Consider the following 17,656-nt stretch of genomic DNA (forward strand, 5'->3'; position numbering starts at 1 on the left):
ATTCGGCTCACTTCACCATAACTTTAGTAATGTCATCCAAGACCCGATGGGCTGCAAGAATATTGCGACCACCAGCCCAAACCTCTGATGGCACGTCATAGATTTCTCCCTTTTTGACGGCTGATAATTGCGAATAAAGGGGATCCTTAATAAACTCGTTCAGGGAAAGCTGCTGTCTAACTTTGCCCGTTAATAGGAAAATATAGTCTCCATCCAGTTGTTCAAAGGATTCGTTCGATACTAAACCCACGTGGATGGGCGGTCGGGTTTGAATGGGGGGGCGCTTAAATCCCAGTTCCTTAAAGATTGTGCCCGCAAAGCTTTTTTCACTATAGAAATAGACCGCTCCTTGGTGAGAAGCAACGATGGAAACAACTGTCTCTTGAGCATTCTGCATCTGTTGTTTGAGAGCGGCAATTCGATCTCGATAGGTCTTCAACAGTTGCTCGGCAAGATCACGCTTACCCAAAGCATCAGCGTACAGCCTTAAGTTATCAGGCCAGTTGCCGTCACGGCCCGTTTCCTCTGTCAGCACTGTCGGTGCAATTTGCATCAGTTGTGGATAGATCTTCTCTGCGACAACCTTACTCCCCAGAATCAGGTCAGGCTTAAGTTCGATTATGGCTTCCAAACTGGGTCCATTAGGGGTTCCTACCGCAGCGATACCAATCGTGCGATCACCCAGATATTCCGCAAATTCTCCATCCCAGCCTGCGGAACCAACAGGCTTTACCTCAAGGGCTAAGGCGGCATCCAAGGGGGCTGAATCCAAGGTAACCACGCGCTGCGGCACTAGGGGGACTTGGGAGCGTCCCATAGCATGTTCGATGAGACGGGTTTCGGTCGATACTCCAGTGTTTTGAACCGCCTGATGGCAGGCTGCCAACAGACAGAAAATCAGGGCAGAGAGGACCATCCGCCACCCGAACTGTTTTAGACTTATTTTCATCTCAGTTTGGTCATCAGACAAAGCGTTTTTAACTAAAACTCAAAGGAAACTGAACCAATAATCGTAAACCCCTCTCCGGGTCTGTTCTCAAAGACGCGGTTCCCTTCAGAACTATCAATAAAGTCAACATCAAAGAGATTGCGGAGGTTGAGGGCCACTTTCCAATTGTTGCGCTCGTAGAACAAGGCAGCATTAGTGAGGAAATAGTCCTCTAAAACAAAACTGTTGGCATTGTCCCCGAAACGATCGCTGACAAAGTTAAATCCCAGCCCGAACCCCAATCCTTCAAGGGGACCTTGCTGCACCTCATAGGTACTCCACAGATTGAAATTATGTCTAGGAACCCCAAACACGCGATTTCCCTGAATGCCATCATTGCTTTGGGTAATTTTGGCATCGGTGTAGGCATAATTTGCGACCAAATTCCAACCCGGCAGCAGCTCGCCAATTAAATCTAGCTCAATCCCACGGCTGCGTTGCTCTCCAGTAGGAATTGAGAAAGACTCTCCAGGTGGAGAATTCGGATCTAGGGTGGCGACGTTTTTCTTAGTGATTTCAAAAAAAGCTAAATTACCCGAGAATCTTCCCCCAAGCAGTTCAGTTTTTAGACCTACTTCAAACTGCTCACCGCGCTCAGGGTCTAATAAATCACCTGCAATAGTTGTACCAGAGTTGGGAGAGAAGGAGGTACTGTAGCTGGCAAACAAGGATAGCTCTTCGATGGGCTGATAAACGATACCTGCTCGGGGGCTGATGGCATCATCACTTTGGGTTGAACGGTTCCCTACCTCCAAATCCTCGGTCGTTTGCCGAACAGTATCGTAGCGAGCACCCACCAGAAGATGAAGATTATCCAGTAAGGTGACCTGATCCTGGAGGAAGATCCCCAATGAGTCAGTGCGGCTAAAGTCTGTTTGCGGAAGAGGATCATTAAAACTAGCGGGTCGAGGGATACCATATACAGGATTGAAGATATTGAAGGGTGGCTGGGGTGAAAAGTCAATGCGACCGAGGGCATAGAAATCCCGTCGATAAAGATCAACGCCAGCTAAGAGCGTATGCTGAACAGGCCCTGTAGCAAACTTTCCCACCACATTAGTTTGCAGTTCAAAGTTGTCAATTGGCTGAGCGTTCTGCACCCAGATTCGATTCAAATCCCCAGTGGCTTCGTTAATTCTAAATCCAAGATTAGATACAAACTCCGGGGAGTAACTATAGAATGTAAAGCTATTCCGTACTTTCCAGGCATCGCTGAAGCGGTGTTCAAACTGGTAGCCTACCCTCAAAGTTTCAATGGTTGTATCATCACCTGGCTCGCCAGTGATCCGCTCGAAGGGGACATCGGCAATCCGATTACCAATAGCTGGGAGACCGCCGAAGTCTGTGGGCAAACGATCGTAGGAGTAGTCAAAGCTGAGTAGTAGATCGGTCTGTTCGCTAATTTTCCAGCTCAAGACGGGGGCAATGGAAAATTTTTGAATACTCGTGTCAAAATCTCGAATGGAATCTTCAGTTCGATAGACGCCATTGATTCGATAGGCTAAGCGTTTATCTTCAGTAAGTGGACCTGAGATGTCAAAACTGGGTTCATACAAATCTCGATTTCCAGCTCGAAACGATAGCTTATAAAATGGCTCTTCCGTAGGTTTCTTGCTGACCAAGTTAATCACGCCACCCGGTTCTAAGAAACCATACAAAATAGCGGCGGGGCCTTTAAGTACCTCAATTTGCTCATAATTAGAGAGTTCTGGAAAGCCGAAATTACCCGTTCCGCCATTGGTAAGGCGGAACCCATCCCTGAGGACGGATCCAGAATTGAAGCCTCGGATAATAAACCGCTGGCCTCGCTGATCGTTAGAGCTAGAAACCACGCCACTAGAATTACGCAGGGCATCATTGAGACGCAGCACCTGCTGATCTTCAATCACTTCCTTAGGAATCACCTGGATCGATTGAGGGATGTCGCGCAGCGGCGTATCGGTCCGAGTTGCAGTACTGGCATTGGGCACCACGTAGGAGCTATCCCGATCTGCTGTCACCGTAATTTCAATCTCTTCGTCCTCGCCATCGGCTATCGCTCCTGGTGTCACTGCTAACACTAGACCTGCGGATGTTGCAGAAACCTCGGCCACAGGTGGTGCATTTGTCCCTACTATCTCTATCTGCACCCTGTCTCCAAGCAAGCTTCGCACACTCACCCGGTCAATCCCAAGTGCGGGATTAGGTTGCTCAAAGTCATTCCCCTCAGGCAGTTGTAGCACTGCGTTGGGAATCTCTACTGTCAGCACATTCCCGGATACCGTGGGGGTAGGCAAGGACAACGCATCAACAGCCGTTTCAAGAACCACTTGCAGACCCGTCGCTGTTGACTGTAGACGAACCGCCGTAATTTCCACCTGGGAGGCTTCAATTTGAGCCATCCACTCAGCGACCGTTGGGGACGCTTGGGAGGGTGTCTCAATCGGGGTAGAGATCGATTCGACAGGGGAACTCTGAGCGTTCTCAACATTGAGCTGCTGGGCAACCGCAGCTAGGCCCCAACCTGATGACACTATCGTCATTAAACTGATGACTCCTGAATGCCTCAGGGCAACTTTCTCAAGCTTACCCGGTTGATTACGGACCATGCCTCACACCCAAAATTGTTCATAATTATTCTTAATTAGGACATCTTAGGTCGGCTGGGATCGAGCGTCAGTTCCCAGCGGGATCTTTTTCATCCCCAGCAGGATCGGATGAATAATGGATGTGATTGATACGGTTTAACTTCCAAAAGGTTTGGGCAACCCTTTTGGAATTAGACAAATTCTTACAGCCTATGTCTGATAAAGGTTCTAAGCTGAGCAATGTCACTTTAGTTTGACTAAGCGACTGAGACGATATTGGGGAACAGGTTTCAACTGTACCGCTTCTCCAAGTTTCGGTGATTTTCCCGCAGTCATCACGCTCTCACTCATTTCGACCCGAGCAAAGTAGGTACCTGCTCTTGTTTGGTCTGGGCTGGTAAATTGAATCTGTACTTCTGCCCAGATCGCATCCCGTGTCCACTGTTCCAAGAAAAATTGAACTCGCTTTAGCGGAATGAGCTTTAGTAGTGGGTACAAATATCGCTTGATTCCTATCAACCCTTTGCGGGTAGTCTTGCCAGATTTGTCCTGAGTAAGCCAGTCCCACCCCTCACGCATCCAAATATCCCGTTCGGCAATCTGCTCAAACTTACTTAGGCCACTCCAACCTCGATAATGTGATCTCAGTTTTGCAACCTCACCTTGCTGATTGACAAGTAAATCAACGATCTCTGGCTCCAAATGCCCCCAATAGTGCCCCCGAGGTAAATCAATTAGGGTCGGGGCAAATTTGTGGCCGCCAAAATGGCTGCACCGCCATACCCGCAGATGGTTGTTGGGCTGAGTCGCGTAACCTTCCCGTAGGTTTTTATATATGGGGTAACCAAACCGAGCGCATGCCGCATCGACATTACCATGGGTGCAGACGAGGATCTCGCGTATATGGGTAGTTTCTTGCCGAAAGTGGTGGAACGCCGAAAACTCGTTGGGCTGCTTCATCAAATGCTTTAGTAACGCTGTGACAAGCCGTGGAAACTCAGCTTCCGGGACGATGAACTCTTGTTTTTTATATTGAGTAAAGAGCTTCTGAGCCCGATGGAAATAGATGATCCGTGTCTCTCCAGGGCGCGAATACACCTTATCCGGGGCAATCAAAATGGGCTGTATTACTACGCCATACTTCGTAAATAAATGCCTGAATAGTTTAATCAGTGGCGCAATTCTCGGATCTTCCTTGAACATTTTTTCAATCCAGGGTTGAGCTAGCTCGATCAGGAGCCAGTGGTCAACCGTTCTGGCCGTCCCAATCGGGTCTTCGCCATTTTGCTTAGACACCAGGGAACAAAATCGACAGTCGGATAAAGCTGTCTGAGTCAACATAATTTCTCTCAAGTACTCAACAACAGACGGTGTTGTGGGGCGGTCGCGTTTTTAATAAATGCAAATTTTATGGAATTTTTTATTATTTTACTTAGATGAAAATCATGTTTGATTTTTCAAGGTTCGGCAAGCTTCTACACAAATAAGCCCCTTTGCCTCAACTTAAAGGCTCGGATTGGGCGTCAGTTCCCCGCGGGATTGGGAAGGAACTATTGACGCAGTGTTCGTGGATTGACGCCGAACTGCTGCCGAAACGCTGCAGCAAAATGACCTTGGCTAACATAGCCCACGCTTGCAGCCGCCTGAGTGACCGTGCTGCCTCCGATCAACAAAAGCTGCTTGGCCCGCTCCAGTCGCTGCACCTTTACATAACCAAACACCGTTTGCCCGAACACCTGCCGAAATCCCACCTTGAGCTTGTATTCATTCAGTCCCACCCGACGAGCCAACACCGCAATCGAGGGGGGATGGGACAATTCGCGATCAAGAATGTCAGCAGCTAAATGTACATAGTCCAGATCTGCTGCCTTGAGGGGGGTGGACGCACTATTTCCTTGCTCCAAGGCCAGCCACTGTTCCAGTTGTAGCACCAGTAGTTCCTGCGCTTTACTCTCAAGGTAGAGCCGCCTCATGCCCTGTTTATAGGGACAGTTAAGAATTTGCTGCAGAATCGCATGCATGGTGGGTGTCATCTTTCCCAAACACTGATGAAAGCGATAGGGAGGGTCTGCATTCAACAGCATTTGGAGATGGAGCGGAAGTACCGAAGCTCCCAGCTTTTGCAACCAGCATGGGTCTACATATATGCGCAACAGATGGAGTCGCTGATTCGCTAAATAAATTTCTTTTTCTTCGATCTCAGGAAGGGAAAATAAATAGCTGTACCCTGCTCTCTCGCAATATTCTGTTGGAATATTGGGAATATTAGGGCTGTGAACATGATGTTCCCCAGATAGATAAAACTTGGCAACCAGTTGTGGTTGGGCATCATGAGTGTTCCTGACACACAAATCACGGTGATAATAGCTATCTGATGCCTCTAAACAAAAGATGGGGGAGAACTGTATACCCCAAACCTGATCCTTGCTAAATCGGTGACTGCAACTAGCCATTACATCAAAGTCGCTATGGAAAACAATTGATCCGTGACTATCTAACGTATTCAGCCACTGCTGGTTGTAGGCAGTACGAGTCATAATTTCCATGTAACATCTCTCGCTTGTATGACTTTGCGACCAATGGGAATACATAAAGGTGTTCCTGCAACCGGATCACTCACAATTTGACTTTCCAGACCAAAAACTTCCTGTACCATTGTTTCCGTCATCACCCGTTCGGGATGGCCCTGCTTGTAAACTCTGCCATCTCGGATCGCCACTAGATGATCGCCATAACGGCAAGCCTGGTTCAAATCATGCAACACCATCACAATGGTGCGGCCTTGTTCTTGATTCAAGTCATAGAGCAGATCGAGCACTTCCATCTGATGAGCCAAATCAAGATAGGTGGTCGGTTCATCTAGCAGCAATATTTCCGTATCCTGCGCTAGGGTCATAGCAATCCAGGCTCGCTGTCTCTGTCCACCGGACAGATTATCTAAAGCGTAATGGGAAAACTCATGCATCTGGGTAATCGATAAGGCCCAGTTCACCTGCTTTTCATCGTCTTTAGACCATTGCTGCAGCCAACCCTGATGAGGATAGCGACCTTGGGCTACCAAATCTCTCACGGTCAATCCTTCTGGGGCAGTGGGTCCTTGAGGGAGCAACCCTAATCGTTTAGCAATAGCCTTGCTGGACAGTTTGGCAATCGATTCACTCCCCAGATACACCACGCCATGCTTGGGCTTGAGTAATCGGCCTAATCCCTTGAGCAACGTAGACTTTCCACAACCGTTCGGCCCTACCAAAATCGTGATTTTGCCCGTAGGAATGGCTAAATCCAGGGACTCAATGATAACTTTGCCTTCATAAGCTAGCTTGAGCTTCCGGGTCGTGAGGGCGTATGCAGTAGTGTCAGTGATCATGAGTTGCGATCTCGAATCAACAAATACAGAAAATAAGGCGCTCCCACAATCGCCGTAATAATTCCACAGGGCAGTTCAATCGGTGCAAACAGAAGACGACCCAGTAGGTCAGCGACCACCACCACAAATCCCCCAGTTAAAGCAGCTACAGGCAGTAATCCTTCATGGGAAGGGCCTACCATTTGCCGTCCCAAATGGGGGGCCATTAAACCCACAAAACCGATACCGCCTGCTGTCGCCACTGCAGAACCCGCCAAGGCCACACCGCTGAGTAACAATAGACCCCGCTGGAGTTCCAAGCGACTGCCCAGACTGCGGGCAACGTCATCGCCCAATTGGAGGACATTCAATTCCCGGCTCATTAACAGGCTGAGCAAGCCAAACCCGATTAGCCATGGCACAAATACATTCAACTGCTCCCAACTGCGCCCATAGACACTGCCTGCGAGCCACACCAGTGCCTGACTGACGTTGTAGATATTGCCAAAGGTGACCATCAAATTGGTCAGTGCCCCGGCAATCAAGCTGAAACCCACGCCAACTAAAATCAAGCGAACAGGGGAACTACCGCCCTTCCAAGCCAACAGATAAATCAGGACAGCTACAGTAAATGCCCCACCAAAGGCAGCCACAGGAATTAAAGCAACGGGCAATTCTGGGTACAGCACCACTAAGGTGACAGCGGCCAATGAAGCCCCAGCGTTCACACCAATGATGCCGGGGGATGCTAAAGGATTACGCGTAATCCCCTGGGTAATCGTGCCCGCGATGGCCAGTCCCATGCCCACCCCCCAGGCTACCAAGGTTCTTGGCAAACGCAGGGTCATGACAATAAAGGCAAAGTCAGAATTACTCGTTTCTAACCCCAAAACAGTTTTAATCACATCCAGAGGAGGAACCGGATACTCACCTTGCCCCACACTCAGGACCATCACGACTAGCGTCGCTAGAATCAGTCCCAATAAAATGCCAGGAACTCGTCGGTCGAGATGAAACGAGATCGGGATCTGTGGAGGACGAACAACGAGCCACTGCTTCATCGTCGCACCTGCCAGCGGGTTAAGTAGATAAAGAAGGGTGCACCTACTAAAGGCATCACCAGACCCACGGGGAGTTCCTGGGGTTGAATGATCAGCCTGGCCCCAATATCTGCAACCAGCAATAGAATCGCTCCCGTAATGGCAGAGTAGGGCAAAATCCAACGGTAATCGACGCCGACCCAGAACCGAACAATGTGGGGAATAATCAGACCCACAAAGCCAATCGGTCCCGCGATCGCAACCGACCCACCCGCGAGCAAAATAATACTCACCGCTGCAGTCACCTTGATCCAAGCCGTATTCTGGCCCAAACCTTGGGCAATATCCTCACCCAAGCTCAGGGTGGTGAGCTGTTTGCCCAACGCCATAGCAATCACCATTCCCACCACTAGATACGGTAGAACCTGAACCACTAAGTCTAAATCCCGCCCTGCGACAGAACCCGCGAGCCAAAAGCGAATCTCCTCCAAGGTTCGCTGACTCAGGATCAGGACTCCCGTAGTAATCGACGACACCAAGGCCGTAAACGCAGCCCCAGCAATTGTCAGATTGAGTGGCGTCAATCCGCCTCTACCCAAAGAACCGAGGGCATAAACCGTGATGGCTGCAATCGCAGCTCCCAGTAGGGCAAACCCCGCATAGATACTGAGGGACGTCGTTCCTAGCCAAAACACTGACCCCACAACAGCCAATGCAGCTCCAGCATTAATCCCCAAAATACCAGGGTCAGCTAAAGGGTTCCGGGTGAGTCCTTGCATCATGGCCCCTGCCACTGCAACGGCACCCCCCACGAGCAAAGCGGTAATGGAGCGAGGAATCCGAACTGTCCGGATAATCAGTTGATCCGTCGAACCATCAAAGGCCGTCAAGGCTTCATAGACCGTCTTGGGACTGATATCCGCAACCCCTAAACCAACACTGGCCATAAAGCAGACAAACAATAGCCCTAATCCCAGAATCAACCCAAATCCCAAGGGGAGAGTGGACCGAATTGACGGACGTTGGTGTGAGGTCGTAGACACTTTAGTCCTCGATTGAAATACGGATCAAGAAACACTTCCTGTTAGTTACTGCTTTTTCTGAGCAGCAATGGCAAGTTTCGCCCCTTCAATTTCTCGGATGCGATCCATGACCGTGATGACGCGACCATGACCCACCTCTTCATCCGCATGGATCACCACCACCACCTTTTCGGCAGTGTCGGTTAGGTCCCTGACTTCCTGCTCCAGCGCATCCAGTTGAATAGGTTCGCGATTGAGGGCCAAATCCCCTTCGGCATCCACCGTGACGGTTACCTTAGTGGAGATCTGGGGCTTCGCCGTTTTAGCTTGGGGCAAATTTACGGGTAAGGCATCACTGCGGTTAAGGAATAGGGTGGCAATGATGAAAAAAGACAAAATGGCAAAAATAACGTCGATCATCGGCACAATATTGATTTGAGCCGGTGGATTGGGATCATCGGGTAGACGCATAGGTTGCCCCTCCTCGTTCATAGCGATGACGGTACATCAACTCCAACTGGCCCCCATACTCTTGAATAAAGGCCAGCTGGCGTTGATATAAACTGCGAAACATATTGGCAAAAATTAGGGTTGAAATGGCGACAATCAATCCCGCAGCCGTTGAAATTAAGGCCGTACTTATTCCCCCGGTGACGCCTGCTGATTCACTACCGCCAATATTGCCCATGTCCAGTGAAGAAAAGGAGTTGATGAGTCCCAACACCGTTCCCAATAGTCCAAGCAAGGGCGCAATACTGATGACTGTATCGAACATCGTACTGAATCGTCTCAGGGTGGGTAGTTCAGCTTGAGCTTCACTTTCCAACGCCAATCGGAACTCTTCTGGAGTCGGATTTTCTAAAGCCAGAGCAGCTAAAAAGATGCGAGCAATCGGAAACTTTGCCTGCTCTTGCAAGTAGCCCAAGGCTTCATAGACATTGTCTTGACGATAAAGTTTAAAAACCCGTCGAACGATGGGTAACTGATTGCGATTCAGTTTCGACCAGAAGATCAAGCGTTCGATGACGAGTGCAATCACAATGAGCGAAAACACCATCAGAGGGAGCATCACTACTCCCCCATCGGAAATTATTTGGCCTAACTGCATTTATGTCGCTCCAAGAATCACAGTGAAAAAGAAGGTCAAGTTAGGCTCTATCCAAAACCACAACCGAGAGACCACACGTAGAGCGAACTCAGTATCAACGAACTTGAATAGAGACAACGCTGACAGCAATTTCCCCCACTGTCAGCGACACAACCCAAGAGTTACCGAAACCTCGGTACGATAAGCCATAATCGAGACCGTATCTCTTAATAGAATCCATTGTCAAGTAATAAGAATGTATAAACCTATACCAAAACATTTTTAATGAGATCAACAATCTCCTAAAAATACAAAAATATAGGTCATTAAAGCCTAAAAATGCTTGAATTTAGTCAGGCCAATTTCTGCTTATATGCTCAGTACGCTTTCATCAAACAAAATTATTGTGTATGGTTTAAAACAATCAATTCTCAGTAAGTGAATGAGTTTTAACCCCTTCTCCAACTCTCAGCGAGCGCAAGAAGAGCATCTAGTACGTACGATTTTGGCGTTCACGTTGCCGGGCTCTCTGGTTCTCCACTCGTTATTCTTTGGCATTAGTGTGGGGATTCCCTCTGCAGAGGAAGTCGATCTGTCTGAAGATGCCATTGAAATTGCGGTGGTGGATGCCCCTGAAGAGGAGATTGAGGAGATTGAAGAAGACGATCCCATTCCCTTAGAAGAAATAGAACCTGAACCGCTGGAAGAGCTGGAAGAACCAGACATCACTGAGTTTGTGGAAGATATACCAGAACCTGTCGCGGTCAACCCAGTTCCTGAACCTGAGGATATTCCCGAGGAAACTGAGCCGACTGAACCCGCTGAGGAAGCAGAGCCCAGTGCTTCCAGTGAAGAAGAATCTTCCGAGGAGCAGTCTGAGTCTTCTGAAACACCGGTGAAGACAGGGGATGATCAACCCATTGCCTCCTCCAACAAATCAAAGACAACGAAATCCTCAACCGCTAAGAAGCCAGGAAAGTCTAAGGCCAAAACGACTTCACCTAAACGCAAACCCTCAAAAAAACAGCAAAAGACAGCGGTCAATACTCAACCCAAGCCTCCCCAAAAGCCCAAGAAATCTAACCAACGAGGACGCTCCAGGCTGGGAATTGGCTACAGAAAGGATGCCAATTCCAAAACGACAGCAGGTTTAGCCGAACGGTTTATCCCCGTTTACGAAGAAGGCAAGCTGGTTGACCTGAAGCTAGAGCGGTCAACGGGTGATCCTGCCCTGGATAAAGCCATTGAAAAAGACAAGCAGAAATTTTTTAAGCAGGTTAAAAAGCAGCTTAAGTCTGTTCCAGAAGGTAGACGCAGCAAACCCATCAAAATCCGATTTGAATCGAATGATCTCACGGCTAAAGAGCGGGAACAAGCGCGGAAGAATCGGGCACTTTCTCAGCAACGCGCACAGGAACGGGCAGCCGCTAGAGCCCGTCGAGCTAGGCAAAAACCTGCACCAGCACCCGCTCCGGCACCCGCTTCACAGCCCGCTCCAGCTCCGCTTCCTGCATCTACTCCAGCTCCCGTGAGACAGGTCGATGCACCTGTTGCTTCTCCTAGCACACCAACGCCAGCCCCGGCTCCAGTCCCTTCATCAACTCCAGCGCCTGCACCTGCTCCAGCTCCAGCGCCTGCACCTGCTCCAGCTCCAGCTCCAGCTCCAGCGCCTGCACCTGCTCCAGCTCCAGCTCCAGCGCCTGCACCTGCTCCAGCTCCAGCTCCGGCTCCAATCCCTTCATCAGCTCCAGCGCCAGCTCCAGCTCCAGCGCCTGCACCTGCTCCAGCTCCAGCTCCAGCTCCAGCGCCTGTTTACGTACCTCCGCCAGCTCCGGCTCCGGCTCCAGCACCTGTTTACGTACCCCCACCAGCTCCTGCGCCCGCGCCTGCCCCCGCTTATGTTCCTCCCCCAGCTCCAGCGCCTGCTCCAGCACCCCCGCCCCCAATGGCTCCTCCACCAACCTTGGAATAAAGACACCTCTTAGCACAGAACGCTTAATGCATCTCGTTCAACGGAGGGTTTAGGAAGCAGGGCCTACACTTTGGCGTGGGTCTTCCATTTCAGGGCAATTCAATTGCAATATATAAAGATGGACGGAGTTGTTCTTTTCTCGATGAAAAGGACTGCACCATCTCTCGTTCAAGCAGCGTTCACTTTTTGGCTATGACTCGACTGCCCCGATGGTTGCAAGGACTGGAAAATCCGATATTCGCCAGACTCTATCTTGCACAGACCATCAATCTGATGGGGGATGCCCTCACCTGGTTGGGCTTGGCCCTCTTAGCATTTGAACTAGCTGGAGAACAGTCAGGCACCATTCTGGCTGGGGCATTAACGTTGCGAGTCACAGCATTTGTGCTGCTGTCACCCATTGCGGGCGTTATCGCAGATCGCATGGATCGTAAGCGCTTGATGGTCGCCAATCATCTCCTGCGCATGGGCATTGTTTGTCTGTTGCCTTGGGTCACGCAGATTTGGCAAATTTATGCCATTGTCTTGGCCCTCAACATCTTCTATGCCATCTTCACCCCCACTTACACCGCCACCATTCCCCTGATCACCACTGAACAGCAGCGTCCTCAAGCCATTGCCCTATCCAGTGCCACGAGCCAGCTATTGGGAGTCTTAGGTCCGGGTATCGCTGGCAGTATCGCCGCCTGGGTTGGCACCCGACAGGTCTTTTTCTTAGACAGCATCACCTTTCTTCTAGCAGCGATACTGATCATCACCCTACCTGGACGAATGGTGGTCAACACTCAGCCATCGACTCAAACCCCTTCTAGAATTTGGCAGGACATGCAAACGGGATTGGCCTGTCTGTGGTTGGATCCATTGATTCGATATGCGCTAGCTCTACAATTTATTGCTGCGATCGCAGGGGCGCAAATTCTGGTGAATACGGTCGGTTATGTTCAAAGCACCTTGCAGCTGGGTAAAACAGAATATGGATGGGCGATGGCTGCTTTGGGCATGGGGGCAACCCTAGCATCGATTGGTTTAGGACATTTCAGGAATAAATATCATCCCATTAGCCTCATCACCCTGGGGACTCTGTTGATTGTCTTAGCGCTCTTACCTGCTCACGAAGTGTTACTTGGTGGATTATTGTTGCTTTGGGGCATTGCCGGTATCGGCCAAACCCTAGTCAATGTCACTACACAAACCGTTATTGCTGACCGAGTTGCGGTGGAGGTGCAAGGCCGCGTGTATGGAGCACATTTCGCGTTAAGCCATTTGTGGTGGGCTTTTGCCTATCCAGTTGCAGGTTGGATGGGCAGCTCTCTTTCGACCTATTTTTTCTACAGCAGCCTGTTCGGTTTAGCGCTTTTCGGTGTAATGTTCGCCATATTTCGCCCCCATCAATTAATGCAACTTAAGCGAGGGTTATGGCATGAGCATGACCATGACCATAGTGACCCCTCCCATCACCACCATGGGCACTTAGCTATGCAACACACCCACCTTCATTTCCATCCCGCGCCCTAATTGAAGCGATTTAACCCTACAACTGAGGACTAAAGCGAATGAGACAAGTCAGGTGTGAGTATCAGCCTTCTTGTCATTGGTCCTCTATTTTGCGATGGATTAGCTGAGTCGTTAACGGCGCATGCAAAATAATCTACCTACAAAAATAAGAATATTTTCATTAAGAGGCTAGGCAAAAGACATTAGGATTTCTATATCCTGAAAATTGAATTTGCCAGATATGGCTTTGATAATGGGCTTTTTAAACTTGTTTAGCTAGAGAGGCTACAGGTATTAATCTTGATAGTTTATACAAAGTATTCTTAATAGGCTTGTAAAACTCCTTTGTGCTGCTTTAGCTTAAGACACCATGCAAGTTCATCTGACTGCTCCTAACTTCTGCGATTTAGTCCAAAATGTGGCTCAACAAGTTAAAGCCGATCTGCAGGAGACTGAGCTACTGCAACAGTTTCAGTTTCCTGTTGAGTTTGGTCAAGGCTGGGTCCAACGTCTCAACATTCGTCCCGGTGTAACCTTAACCCTGGAACGAATGACCTTATTTGAACCGCTGACTATCTTGGCGAGCCAGGGGATGTCGACCTCTACGCTTGATATTTGCTTTTGCCTCTCTGGTCAAGTGCAGGGCAGTCATTGGGATAGTCACCAAACCACAACTCTCAGTGCCAATCGGGGATGTTTAGGATTTAGTCCCGAAATTCGGGGTTGTCTAGAATATGCGTCGGCTGAGCCCGTTCAATTGGTCAATATTGGGATTGATATCCATGAATTGGCTAGTGTTTTACATCACCCCGTTGAGATGCTGCCCTTGGCGTTGCAGCACAGTCTGTTGGGGAACTCTCAGTGTCCCTATATCCAGCACTTCACCACGACGACCGCCTCACAAGTTGCCCTACAGCAGATTCTGAATTGTCCCTACAATGGGTTGCCCCGTCGGCTCTATCTCGAAAGCCGGGTGATTGAGTTGCTAGCCCATCTGTTGCAGTCTCTCTCTCCGTCAACCGCGAGTTCCTCCAAGCTGAGCCCCGATGATATTGAACGGATTTATGCTGCTAGTGAGATTCTCAAGCATCAGTTAGAGCATCCCCCGTCTCTTCTCCAGCTTGCTCATCAAGTGGGGCTGAATGATTACAAACTGAAGTTAGGCTTTCGGGAAGTGTTCGATACGACCGCTTTTGGCTATCTCTGGTCTGTGCGTATGCAAGAAGCTGCCTTGCTGCTCAAGCGCAATCGCATGGGGGTTACCGAAGTCGCTCTCTCAGTGGGATATTCCAGCGCTACTTCCTTCAGTGCTGCCTTCAAACGAAAATTTGGCACCTCTCCCCAAAAATATCGACAACATTGCTGAGGTTTAAATCCGTTTGAGAGAAACAAAAATCCGTTTCAAAGAGGACGGTACCCAGCATTCATGGGTATCGTGGCCCTCAGTCTAACTTGAGAATGATTCTTATTCTCTGGATTTGAGGTGGCACCTATGAAACGGATCCCTTGGCATGGGCTGGCAGGGATGGCAGGGATGGTTCTACTGCTGCAACCTGCCCAAGCAGCAGAACAGAGTGAAACAGAAACGCTCGAAATAGTCCCCCACCCGCCTAGCATATCCAGGTCCCCCACCCTGCCGTTCCCCGCCGCTGCAGTCCCGATGATGGATCAACAGTCATCGCTGAAGGATCGGTTGGCTGCGGAACCGGACCCAGAGATTGCATCTACCGTCCAAATCACGGGGGTGGAGCTAGTGCCCACAGAAACGGGCCTCACCGTTAACCTGATTGGGGATACTCCGGCTGTGAGCGCTCCGACCGTTACCACCCAAGACCAAACGCTCACAGCCATCCTCGATAACACCGCTTTAGCTCTACCCGAAGGGAACAGCTTTGTCTCGGCGGATCCAGTCCCAGGCATTCGGCAAGTTTCTGTAACAGCGATCAGTGATCACCAAGTTCAAATCCAAATCATGGGGACCACGGCCCCTCCCACCGCCACCGTTATCACAACCGAGACCCAACTGGCACTTCAGGTCACTTCTGGTGAGGCGAATTCTCCAGAGAATGCAGATGCTTCAGAAAATGCAGATACTTCAGAGGACACAGAATTAGAAATTACGGTCACCGCTCAAAGACGTGAAGAAAACCCCCAAGATGTCCCGATTAGCCTGACGGTGCTGACAGAACCAGAAATCGAAGATGCAGATGTCACCTCCTTTGAGAAAGTGGCGGGTAATACCCCCAACTTTAATTGGTTCTCCCCCACAGACAGTCGCAGTTTCTCTTTCTACAGTGTTCGTGGATTGTCAAACTTTAACTTTGCTTCGCGAGATTCAGTGGGCTTCTTTGTGGATGATGTGCCCCTGGACTATGGTGGCACCCTGGAGAGTGACTTTCCTGACCTAGAGCGGGTTGAGATTTTGCGTGGCCCCCAGAATACGCTGTATGGGCGCAGTGCTCAGGCGGGGGTCGTTAACTTGATTACCCGCAAACCCACAAATGACTTTGAAGGCAATGCTGCCCTGAGTTTTGGTAGTGAGAATAACTTAAACCTGCGCGCCGGTATCAGTGGTCCACTGATTGAGGATGCACTGTTCTTTCGACTGGCAGGAACCTTTGGGCGACGAGATGGCTTTTATAACAACTTGTTCCTAGACGGGGAAGAGTTTGATGAGAAATTAGGAGGAAACATCCGCGGCAAGCTGTTATGGACACCTTCTGACCGCTGGGAGATTTCATTTAATGCTTTTTATGAGAATAATCAAGACGGTACCTATCCGTTTGTCCCCCTTGATGACACCCCCTTTGAAATCGAGCAAGATTTTAATGGTTTCAATACGCTCAAGACCAATAGTCAGGCCTTGAAGATTATCTATCGTGACGATAATGTTCAAGCCACGTCCATTAGTACCCGTCGATTCTCAGAATTTAATGTACAAACGGATCTCGATCAGTCCACGATCGATGGGGGCTTTTTTGAAAACGATAACGCTTCAACCATCTTTTCCCAAGAACTACGGATCCAATCACCGGATGATTCTGAGTCGCGTTGGCAATGGTTAATTGGGGGTTACTTTGAATCCCGGACCTTTGATGAAAATGGTCGGGGGGTCAGACTTGGAAATGATGCAGGATTAATTTTGCCTGCCCCCCTCAACGTGCCAGGAGCCAGAACAGAAAGCTTTGGGGAGTTGGTGGATACCACCTTTGCTGGTTTTGGGCAGGTCAGCTATCGTCCGGTTGACGCCTTAAGATTAACCGTGGGGCTGCGGTATGAAAATGTCAGTAGCGTTCTGAATTCCTTGCGTCAGGTTCTGACCTTTCCCGGTGCACCCCCCATCCCGTTGGGGAACTTTGATGGGACAGAACAAACGAGCACTGCTCTGCTGCCTCGATTTGCCATCGATTACCAACTGAGTCCGAATGCCACCGTTTATGGCACCGTGGCGAGAGGCTTCCGACCCGGTGGGGTAAATATTTTTGCTGATGATGCAACATCCCTGGTCTATGAGCCAGAGCGATCGTGGAATTTTGAGGTGGGGGTCAAATCCAACTGGCTCGATAACCGTTTAGGCATTAATCTCTCTCTCTTTACCAACTCGATTGAAGACTATCAAGTGATAACGGTTGACCCCATTACCTTTACACCGGTCGGAATTTTTAATGGGGATGCCAATGTGAAGGGTCTGGAACTAGAAATGCGAGCCACTCCAGTTGAAGGACTCGACCTCACGGCCAGTTTAGGTCTGCTAGACGCTGAATTTACAGATTTTACGGATGTGGCTACTGGCACTGATTTTACGGGCAATCGCCTGCCCTATTCGCCCAGTTTTACTTTCAATGTGGCTGCCCAGTATCGCAGTTCCTTTGGTCTATTTGTGCGGGGGGAAGTGCAGGGGGTTGGAGAGACCTTCTTTGAAGAAGCTAACGCCCAAAATATTAGGCAGGGGGCTTATGTGTTGGTGAATGCTCGCCTTGGCTACGAATTTGGCAGTTCTGGTATCTTTCTGTTTGCCAATAACCTATTTGATACGCGCTATGTCACTCAAGCTTTTAATTTGGGCGTGGCTGGCGTTGCTTCAGGCAGTTATGGTACCCCTCGCACCTTTGGGGTGCAATTTAGAACTCGGTTTTAGAC

13 protein-coding genes are annotated in these 17,656 nt (G+C 49.6%); 4 read left to right on the plus strand and 9 right to left on the minus strand.

Annotated features, from left to right (window positions below; all coding sequences use genetic code 11):
• Window positions 1-7: 7 nt before the first annotated feature.
• The 9 genes from AM1_RS29470 to AM1_RS29510 all read right to left on the minus strand — a co-directional run bounded on the left by AM1_RS29470 (window position 8) and on the right by AM1_RS29510 (window position 10,071).
• Window positions 8-949, minus strand: coding sequence for an ABC transporter substrate-binding protein (locus AM1_RS29470; RefSeq protein ID WP_012166661.1), 942 nt, complete (start codon window positions 947-949; stop codon window positions 8-10).
• A 32-nt stretch (window positions 950-981) separates the two neighbouring features.
• The gene (locus AM1_RS29475; RefSeq protein ID WP_012166662.1) at window positions 982-3,576 is read right to left on the minus strand and encodes a TonB-dependent siderophore receptor; all 2,595 of its coding nucleotides are present in this window, start codon (window positions 3,574-3,576) and stop codon (window positions 982-984) included.
• A gap of 222 nt (window positions 3,577-3,798) precedes the next feature.
• On the minus strand, window positions 3,799-4,896 hold the full coding sequence (locus tag AM1_RS29480; RefSeq protein WP_012166664.1) for a sucrase ferredoxin: 1,098 nt from the start codon (window positions 4,894-4,896) through the stop codon (window positions 3,799-3,801).
• A 209-nt stretch (window positions 4,897-5,105) separates the two neighbouring features.
• A complete protein-coding gene (locus tag AM1_RS29485; protein WP_049783859.1) occupies window positions 5,106-6,092 on the minus strand; it encodes a helix-turn-helix transcriptional regulator in 987 nt (328 codons plus the stop codon).
• Window positions 6,089-6,922, minus strand: a complete 834-nt coding sequence (locus AM1_RS29490) for an ABC transporter ATP-binding protein (protein ID WP_012166666.1) — start codon at window positions 6,920-6,922, stop codon at window positions 6,089-6,091. Before AM1_RS29490 ends, AM1_RS29485 begins: the two co-directional genes overlap by 4 nt.
• Window positions 6,919-7,962 (minus strand): FecCD family ABC transporter permease, encoded by a 1,044-nt coding sequence (locus AM1_RS29495; RefSeq protein ID WP_012166667.1) that lies wholly within the window; start codon window positions 7,960-7,962, stop codon window positions 6,919-6,921. The genes AM1_RS29490 and AM1_RS29495 overlap by 4 nt, the downstream gene beginning before the upstream one ends.
• Window positions 7,959-8,888: a FecCD family ABC transporter permease gene (locus tag AM1_RS29500; RefSeq protein WP_390610074.1), complete on the minus strand. Its 930-nt coding sequence runs from the start codon at window positions 8,886-8,888 to the stop codon at window positions 7,959-7,961. Before AM1_RS29500 ends, AM1_RS29495 begins: the two co-directional genes overlap by 4 nt.
• Before the next feature lie 141 nt (window positions 8,889-9,029).
• A complete protein-coding gene (locus tag AM1_RS29505) occupies window positions 9,030-9,434 on the minus strand; it encodes an ExbD/TolR family protein (RefSeq protein ID WP_012166669.1) in 405 nt (134 codons plus the stop codon).
• The gene (locus AM1_RS29510; protein WP_012166670.1) at window positions 9,418-10,071 is read right to left on the minus strand and encodes a MotA/TolQ/ExbB proton channel family protein; all 654 of its coding nucleotides are present in this window, start codon (window positions 10,069-10,071) and stop codon (window positions 9,418-9,420) included. Before AM1_RS29510 ends, AM1_RS29505 begins: the two co-directional genes overlap by 17 nt.
• Window positions 10,072-10,492: 421 nt before the next feature.
• Here AM1_RS29510 and AM1_RS44070 point away from each other — a divergent pair, with 421 nt between their 5' ends.
• The 4 genes from AM1_RS44070 to AM1_RS29530 all read left to right on the plus strand — a co-directional run bounded on the left by AM1_RS44070 (window position 10,493) and on the right by AM1_RS29530 (window position 17,654).
• A complete protein-coding gene (locus AM1_RS44070; protein ID WP_012166672.1) occupies window positions 10,493-12,022 on the plus strand; it encodes a hypothetical protein in 1,530 nt (509 codons plus the stop codon).
• Between the two features lie 192 nt (window positions 12,023-12,214).
• Window positions 12,215-13,537, plus strand: coding sequence for an MFS transporter (locus AM1_RS29520; RefSeq protein WP_012166673.1), 1,323 nt, complete (start codon window positions 12,215-12,217; stop codon window positions 13,535-13,537).
• A gap of 349 nt (window positions 13,538-13,886) precedes the next feature.
• On the plus strand, window positions 13,887-14,882 hold the full coding sequence (locus AM1_RS37905) for a helix-turn-helix transcriptional regulator (RefSeq protein ID WP_012166674.1): 996 nt from the start codon (window positions 13,887-13,889) through the stop codon (window positions 14,880-14,882).
• Between the two features lie 126 nt (window positions 14,883-15,008).
• Window positions 15,009-17,654, plus strand: a complete 2,646-nt coding sequence (locus AM1_RS29530) for a TonB-dependent receptor (protein WP_041661136.1) — start codon at window positions 15,009-15,011, stop codon at window positions 17,652-17,654.
• Window positions 17,655-17,656 lie beyond the last annotated feature (2 nt).

Source organism: Acaryochloris marina MBIC11017, assembly GCF_000018105.1.
Taxonomy (GTDB): domain Bacteria; phylum Cyanobacteriota; class Cyanobacteriia; order Thermosynechococcales; family Thermosynechococcaceae; genus Acaryochloris; species Acaryochloris marina.